The sequence below is a fragment of the Methyloceanibacter marginalis genome, from assembly GCF_001723295.1.
GTDB lineage: Bacteria > Pseudomonadota > Alphaproteobacteria > Rhizobiales > Methyloligellaceae > Methyloceanibacter > Methyloceanibacter marginalis.
The window spans coordinates 1-7162 of sequence record NZ_LPWD01000200.1; the positions used below are offsets into that span (position 1 = coordinate 1).

Genomic DNA, 7162 nt, shown 5'->3' on the forward strand with positions numbered 1-7162 from the left:
TGCACACCATCTCGGCGGCAAGCGTCCAGGTCTCTTCCACCATCTCGATGGTTTCGCCCGTCGCGGCGAACTTCGCCCAGCGCTCCATCTTGGAGTCGATGGCCGACATCAAATAGGGGAAGTACTCCTCGAACATATTCGGGTGGAACGCAGCCTGCTGAGGCGTGCGGATCTTCTGCCATAGCGCGCCGTCAATGGTGATCATGCTGCGGCCGAAGATGGGCCGGAGCCCGTCGAAATACTTCGTGTAATTGTCGGCGTTGGACACCAGCACGCGCTCGGCATGCGCCGGCTCGCTCAGGAGCACGATGCGCTGGTTCTTCAGATTGATCGGGATGACGCCGTTATATTTGTCGCTCAGCGCCATGAGAACCTGCATGGGGTTCTCCTGGTTCAGAAGCGGTGTGAGCTTGAACCAGACGCTTTGCTCTTCGCCGAGCCCGTGTGACGGAGAGTAGGCGACCGTCATGTCCGCCATTGATGCCTTCCCCCTGTGAGTGAAGTGATAACCTCCGGATACTAGCGACGCTCGATTCGAGACAATCCGCTCCACCAGCCATAGGGCAGGACGTGCGACGTGGTCTTTGCGCCGCGTCAACTACTTATTTGGGGGTCTCCACATGCAACATTTTGACGCGACACAAATGCGACCCAGGCGCACGGTATGGCCAGCCAGAGATTTGGTCGGCCGAGTGGTCCAGCTTGGCGAATGGGAAAGGCGGTTCCGTGGGCGCCTAGGCAAGGGCACCTGGAATCGAGCTCAACGGGGAACTTATCGGAAATACCGAGATCGTAATGAACTTTACGCGAGAGCAGTGCCCGACAATCGGAACCGCTCGATCCGCCCGCGCCAGTGTGCGCATGGAGGATTAGCACGCAACCGATGTATTCAAGAGACAGAGACCGGCGAGGCTTGAGCCATTCCGCGATAACAAATATGATAAATAGATCTTTTTGATCTTTTAGCGGAGACTTGCCAAATGATAGAGTTGTCGCTACCGGCGTCTTTGAAGATGGATATCGGTTCGCTAGCCATCGCGGCCGTTTGGATCGGGATGCTGGTGGGCCTTTCGTTTATCGCGACCCCTGCAAAATTCCTGGCGCCAAGCCTCACGCTTCCGGTTGCACTAGACGTGGGCCGGCATACCTTTTCAGTTTTCAACCGAGTGGAATGGGCGTTTTCAGTTGTATTATTGCTGTTTGTGTTGGTGCGTCCATGCGGTTGGATCAGCGCTTTTGGAGCGATTGTCGCCGCGCTCGTCGTTGCGATCGAAACGCTGTGGCTTCTGCCACTTCTCGATGCGCGCGTCGGCCTCATTATTGCAGGCGAACACCCAGCGCCATCGCAGCATCACACACTCTACATAGGTCTAGAGGCTGCAAAGGTCGTGGCTATACTTGTCGTCGTGGCAAACATGGCATGGCGCGCAATACAGCGCCCTCTATAGGGGAATTGTCTGGTCATCTCATGATCCTGTCCGGCTCTGCTGCCGATCCGGCGGTAGAACTCGATGGAGCAGCGCATAAACTTCTCCGAAGCCTTCGCCTCCCTCGCCCTCACCGCTGGATTGATGAGCCAAAGTTGCTCATTTGTGCGATAAGATATAAGTTTCAGGTATGTTTAAGGGAGGCTCAGTAAAGTAGGTGACCGGCACATGGTTTCAACGCTAACCACAAATGAGCGGCTGTTCGCGCTTATTATTTCGGCCCTCGTCTCGATCTGCGGTCTTGCCCTTGCGGCAGTTGGACGTCAGGATCTGTTAGCGGCCCAGGGCTTCATAATTATGGTGTTCGGACTTGCCTGCGTCTTTGCCGTCGCCCAAGGCTTCTATGAACCGGAACCGAGCAAAGAACGCCTTTCGAGTTACTACGACGATCCCATAAAGGTAGGCATCGCCCTTGCGATGGCATGGGCCGTCTTTGCAATGTTCATCGGTGTTTGGATAGCAACGCTTCTTGCCTATCCGGAGCTTACGTTCGACCAGGGATGGGCGAGTTTTGGGCGGCTGCGGCCGGTCCACACCACCGGCGTGATCTTCGGGTTCGGCGGCAACGCACTCATCGCCACCTCCTTCCATGTCGTCCAGCGTACGTCACGTGCGCGGATGCCCGATCAGCTCTCACCTTGGTTCGTCCTGGCCGGCTATAACCTTTTCTGTCTGCTTGCTATCACTGGCTACCTGATGGGTATCACGCAATCGAAGGAGTATGCCGAAGCCGAATGGTACGCCGACATCTGGCTCGTCATTGTGTGGGTAACTTACTTCATCCTTTATATCCGAACGATCGCACGGCGAAAGGAGCCGCATATCTACGTCGCCAACTGGTATTTCATGGCATTCATTCTCGTCGTTGCGATCCTACACATTGTGAACAACCTGGCCATCCCAGTCTCTCTAGGCCATGCCAAGAGCTACACGGTCTGGTCGGGGGTCCAGGACGCCATGGTGCAGTGGTGGTACGGCCACAACGCTGTCGCCTTTTTCCTGACAGCGGGCTTCCTCGGAATGCTCTATTATTACCTACCCGTGAGAGCGCAGCGGCCAATCTTTTCCTATAGACTTTCGATTCTCAGCTTCTGGGGCATCACCTTTTTCTACATGTGGGCGGGGTCGCACCACCTACACTATACGGCCTTGCCGCAATGGGTGCAGACTTTGGGAATGACATTCTCGGTGATGCTTCTGGTGCCGTCATGGGCGTCGGCGGGCAACGCGCTGCTGACGCTCAACGGTGCCTGGCACCGGGTACGCGATGACGCAACGCTCCGCTTCATTATGGTGGCAGTAGTCTTCTACGGACTGACTACCTTTGAGGGATCGTTTCTGGCGATCCGCCCCGTGAACTCGCTTTCGCACTACACAGACTGGACCGTTGGACACGTCCACGCCGGCGCCCTCGGATGGGTAGCGCTGATCATTTTTGGGTCATTCTACACGCTGGTGCCCAGCCTCTGGAAGCGCGAGCACATGTATTCGGCGCTCTTAGTTGAGGTCCATTTCTGGCTCGCGCTGGTCGGGACGCTCGTCTACGTCTTCGCGATGTGGAACTCCGGCATAGTTCAGGGCCTGATGTGGCGGACCTACACAGAGGAAGGCACGCTTGCCTACTCATTCGTCGACTCTCTCGTGGCCATGTATCCCTACTACATCGCACGCGCTTTCGGAGGGCTCCTGTTCCTGCTCGGCGCCATCGTCGGCTCCTACAATATCTGGATGACGATCCGCGCCACTCCGCTGACTTCCCGACGGGAAATAGATGTTCCACAATCTGGCGCCGTCGTGGTCCCAGGGGAGTGAAGCGATGCCAGAACTCTTTCACCGCAAGCTGGAACGCTCGGCGATTGGGTTCGTGCTCGCAATCATCGCGGTCGCGAGCGTCGGCGGGATCGTGGAAATCGCGCCACTCTTCACCATTGATGAGACAGTTGAGGAAGCGCCCGATATGCGGGTGTACACGCCGCTCGAACTAGCTGGCCGAAACATCTACATCCGCGAAGGCTGCTACGCCTGCCATAGCCAGATGGTCCGGACGCTGCGCGACGAGGTGGAACGCTACGGCCCGTACTCCCTCGCCGTCGAATCCAAATATGACCACCCGATGCTATGGGGGTCGAAGCGGACCGGGCCGGATCTTGCTCGCGTGGGCGGCAAGTACAGCGATTTTGGCATGTCGCGCATCTTATCACCGCGGGAGGTAGTGCCAGAATCGAACATGCCCGCCTATCGTTGGCTGGCGCGAAACTCGCTGAAGATCGAGGACCTGCCTCTGCATCTCGAGGCACAGCGCGCCATCGGGGTGCCATATAGCGAAGAGATGATTGAGAATGCGACGAGAGACGCTTACGGCCAAGCCTCTCCTGGCAGCGACTCCGCGTCCAACGTGAAGGAGCGCTACGGCGCGGAGACGCAAGTCCGAGCCTTTGATGGAGTCGCCACCAATGTGACAGAAATGGACGCCCTCGTGGCATACCTCCAGGTTCTCGGCAGGCTAACGGACGCCGCGTTCGAAGATACCGCCGCGCCCGAAGAGCCGCCTGAGCCGATCGAATGACGACGGAGGCGATAATGGACGTCGATCACGATACCCTCGTCGCGTTTGCGAAGAGTTGGGGCCTGTTTTATCTGATCGCGCTCTCCCTCGGTGTGCTCATCTACACTTTCTGGCCATCGAACAGAAAGAAGTTTGAGAGAGCTAAGAAAAGTATCGTCGAGCAGGACGACAAGCCATGGAGGTAGAGGAGCGCGATCCCGTCAGTGGCCACAGAACGACCGGTCACGAGTGGAACGGCATCAAGGAACTCGACACACCGGTGCCGCGCGGCGTGCTTATCTTTCTGGTCATCACTCATGTTTTCGCCGTAACCTGGTGGTTCCTGATGCCAACCTGGCCACTCGGGACAACCTATACGAAAGGTCTCCTGGATGTCGACCAGCGGGCGATCGTGGAACAACAGCTTGTCGATGCCGCGGCGGAACGAGCGCCCTGGATAGATCGGATCGAGAGAGCGAGCTTCGAGGAAATACTGCCCAACGAGATGCTTATGTCAATTGTCCAGAGCAGCGGTCATCAGCTATTCGGTGACAACTGTGCGGCCTGTCATGGCGTGGACGGTAGGGGCAGCGCGAACTATCCAGACCTAACAGATGATGATTGGCTGTGGGGCGGAGATGTCGAGACGGTCGCCGAGACGATGCGAGTCGGTGTTAATACGGAACACCCTGAAAGCCGCGTTGCCCAAATGCCCTCCTTCGGGCGCGATGGCCTACTCAACCGCGAGCAGGTAAACAGCGTAGCTGCCTATGTCTATTCCCTCAGCAATCCTGACTATTCGACCTCCGAGAACATCGATGAGATAGAGGCTGGACGGGAGGTATTCCTCACCAGTTGCGCCGCGTGCCATGGAGCGAACGCTCGAGGAAATCAAGACGTCGGCGCACCCAATTTGACGGATGCATATTGGATCTACGGTGGCGATCTGCAGACGATCGTGACCACGGTTCACGGCGGTCGACACGGCCATATGCCAACATGGGACGAGCGCCTGACAAACGCGGAAATCAAGATTCTCGCCCTGTACGTCCACTCTCTGAGAGTGGAGAAGCCATGACAGCTGGCGGGTTTAATCCAATTTATAGGACGCGCATTCTCATTTGGGTGCTAATTTCGGCGGCGCTGCTGCTGTTCGCATTCGCAAACGCGCATCTTGTCTACGTCGCATTCAAGTCCCAACCTGACTGCGTGCCTCATCTGACGGAAGCCAACGAAAACGGGAAGTTCAGAGCAGCGAAGCCTGCTTGCTGAGAAGGTTCAACAGATGGGCCAAGCCGACGAGTCTTACGGACTGCTGAGCGAAACCTCCGGTATCGAAGAGACGAGGAACAAACGCTGGCAGAGGCACCTATCCGCAAGTATCGGCTTTCAGTGGCTTCGAGCGGGTTGGCGCGATCTCGCTGACCAGCCCGGGCAGAGCCTTGCCTACGGCTTCGGCGTATTCGTGGTCTCAGTCGCAATCGTTTGGTCACTGGCGTTGTTTGGCAGAGACTACATTCTGTTCCCAACCCTGGCAGGATTCATGATCGTGGCTCCGATCCTGGCGATCGGGCTCTACGAAAAAAGCCGCATGGTTGAGGCTGGGGACAGTGTGACCCTGCGCCGAATGCTCCTTGCGAAGCCTAGAGCGGGAGCGCAGGTCTATTTTACTGGTCTTCTGCTGTGCCTTCTCATGCTGCTCTGGATGCGCGCGGCCGTCCTTGTCTACGCCCTTTTCTTCGGCGTGCGGCCGTTCCCAGGATTCGACCATGTGGTGGAGCTTCTCCTCACACAACCGATCGGATGGGCGATGCTGGTCGTTGGTACGGCGATCGGCGGCCTGTTCGCTTCGTTCGCATTCGCCATCAGCGCCTTCTCCATTCCCATGCTGCTTGACCGGCGCACCGACGCCTTGACAGCCATGGGAACGAGTATAGCGCTTGTCTGGAACAACCTCGTTCCGCTGGTAGCGTGGGGAGCCATTGTTGTTGCCCTCTTCGTGGTCAGCGTGGCAACTGGGCTGGTTGGGCTGATCGTGATCTTCCCGTGGCTGGGTCACGCGACCTGGCATGCCTACCGGACGGTCGCTCCGCCGGAGGAACAGTAATGCTCTGCGACGGTCTGAATGGGAAAGCGGAAGTTCGACATCGGGCTGCTGGGGTCGCATCGGCGAAGGCCGTCTTCGCCAGCCAGACCTTCGAAAATGGCCTCGTCCAAACCGACCTGCGCGTCCTTTCAGCGCCCTGCGCTCTTGTTGAGCCCGCGGACTTCCTCGATTCGCTCATGGCCGGCTCGTTGCTTTCGTCACTCTTGGTCGGGACAAACGTGCTTGGTACTTGTAGATCTCCGGATCAATCTGGAGCGTTGGCGACCCCAGAAATCGCGACCACTTTTCTGCGGGGGACAGCGTCATGACCTCCCTGGTATGGCTCGTGCCGATGGCTCTCGGAATGGGCATCGTGGGGCTCCTCGCATTCCTGTGGTCGTTGCACAATGGTCAGTACGACGATCTGGACGGGGCAGCGGAAAGAGTCCTACTTGACCAGAAGGAAGATCACCCGATCATAGACAGCGTCGGACACCGCTGCAGCGAGGAGGACGTAGAGTCACGCTTGTCGTGAAACAAAGGAGAACATGGTCCATCAGTTGCAGCAGACTTTTCCCTGTCATGACAAATGCAAGAAGCGGCCATATGTTGAAGATTTTCAGTCTACGCACAAACTGGATACGCGCGCTAACAATTTTGTTTGGGGCAGCTGTTATTGTGCCTAGCGTAATTGCTCTCTCGCTGAGTCTTTTTGCCGTCGCCTGCACTCTCTTTTGCAACGCTGGCCAATAGGTCTGAGCGTCTTTTGAGGCGGGGCCGTAAAGAGACGGCACTGCCAGAGCCGCGCGAGGTTCGAAGGGCTGACTGGATAAACATAGCTCGCAAGGTTCGGCGCAGATGCGCCTTGTCGCAGGATGAGCGATTAGGCTTTCTATGCCACCCAACGACTCGGCCGAGGTGAAGCTCAGCATGGCGCCAAATCTTGATTGTTGCCGTTTGGCGATGGCATGCCCTGGATGTGAGAGAGCCCGGGATAGTGCACGGAACAACGCTGGACCGTTGAGGACTTCGTTTGCTAGGACG

General features: G+C 57.3%; 8 protein-coding genes. 7 read left to right on the forward strand and 1 reads right to left on the reverse strand.

Annotated elements, in window-relative coordinates:
- On the reverse strand, positions 1 to 478 hold a 478-nt coding region (locus AUC71_RS08275; protein WP_244500858.1), incomplete at its 3' end, for a cytochrome P450.
- Between the two features lie 502 nt (positions 479 to 980).
- Here AUC71_RS08275 and AUC71_RS17635 point away from each other — a divergent pair.
- From AUC71_RS17635 to ccoS, 7 genes are all read left to right on the forward strand, one after another.
- Positions 981 to 1448 (forward strand): hypothetical protein, encoded by a 468-nt coding sequence (locus AUC71_RS17635; RefSeq protein WP_244500859.1) that lies wholly within the window; start codon positions 981 to 983, stop codon positions 1446 to 1448.
- Positions 1449 to 1784: 336 nt separating this feature from the next.
- The gene (gene ccoN, locus AUC71_RS08280) at positions 1785 to 3299 is read left to right on the forward strand and encodes a cytochrome-c oxidase, cbb3-type subunit I (protein WP_425283368.1); all 1515 of its coding nucleotides are present in this window, start codon (positions 1785 to 1787) and stop codon (positions 3297 to 3299) included.
- A gap of 4 nt (positions 3300 to 3303) precedes the next feature.
- Positions 3304 to 4053: a cytochrome-c oxidase, cbb3-type subunit II gene (gene ccoO, locus AUC71_RS08285; RefSeq protein WP_069623886.1), complete on the forward strand. Its 750-nt coding sequence runs from the start codon at positions 3304 to 3306 to the stop codon at positions 4051 to 4053.
- Between the two features lie 14 nt (positions 4054 to 4067).
- On the forward strand, positions 4068 to 4238 hold the full coding sequence (locus AUC71_RS08290) for a cbb3-type cytochrome c oxidase subunit 3 (protein ID WP_069623887.1): 171 nt from the start codon (positions 4068 to 4070) through the stop codon (positions 4236 to 4238).
- A complete protein-coding gene (gene ccoP / locus AUC71_RS08295; RefSeq protein WP_069623888.1) occupies positions 4229 to 5110 on the forward strand; it encodes a cytochrome-c oxidase, cbb3-type subunit III in 882 nt (293 codons plus the stop codon). Before AUC71_RS08290 ends, ccoP begins: the two co-directional genes overlap by 10 nt.
- A gap of 207 nt (positions 5111 to 5317) precedes the next feature.
- On the forward strand, positions 5318 to 6139 hold the full coding sequence (locus AUC71_RS08305) for a DUF2189 domain-containing protein (protein ID WP_069623890.1): 822 nt from the start codon (positions 5318 to 5320) through the stop codon (positions 6137 to 6139).
- A gap of 304 nt (positions 6140 to 6443) precedes the next feature.
- Positions 6444 to 6653, forward strand: coding sequence for a cbb3-type cytochrome oxidase assembly protein CcoS (gene ccoS, locus AUC71_RS08310; protein WP_069623891.1), 210 nt, complete (start codon positions 6444 to 6446; stop codon positions 6651 to 6653).
- Positions 6654 to 7162 lie beyond the last annotated feature (509 nt).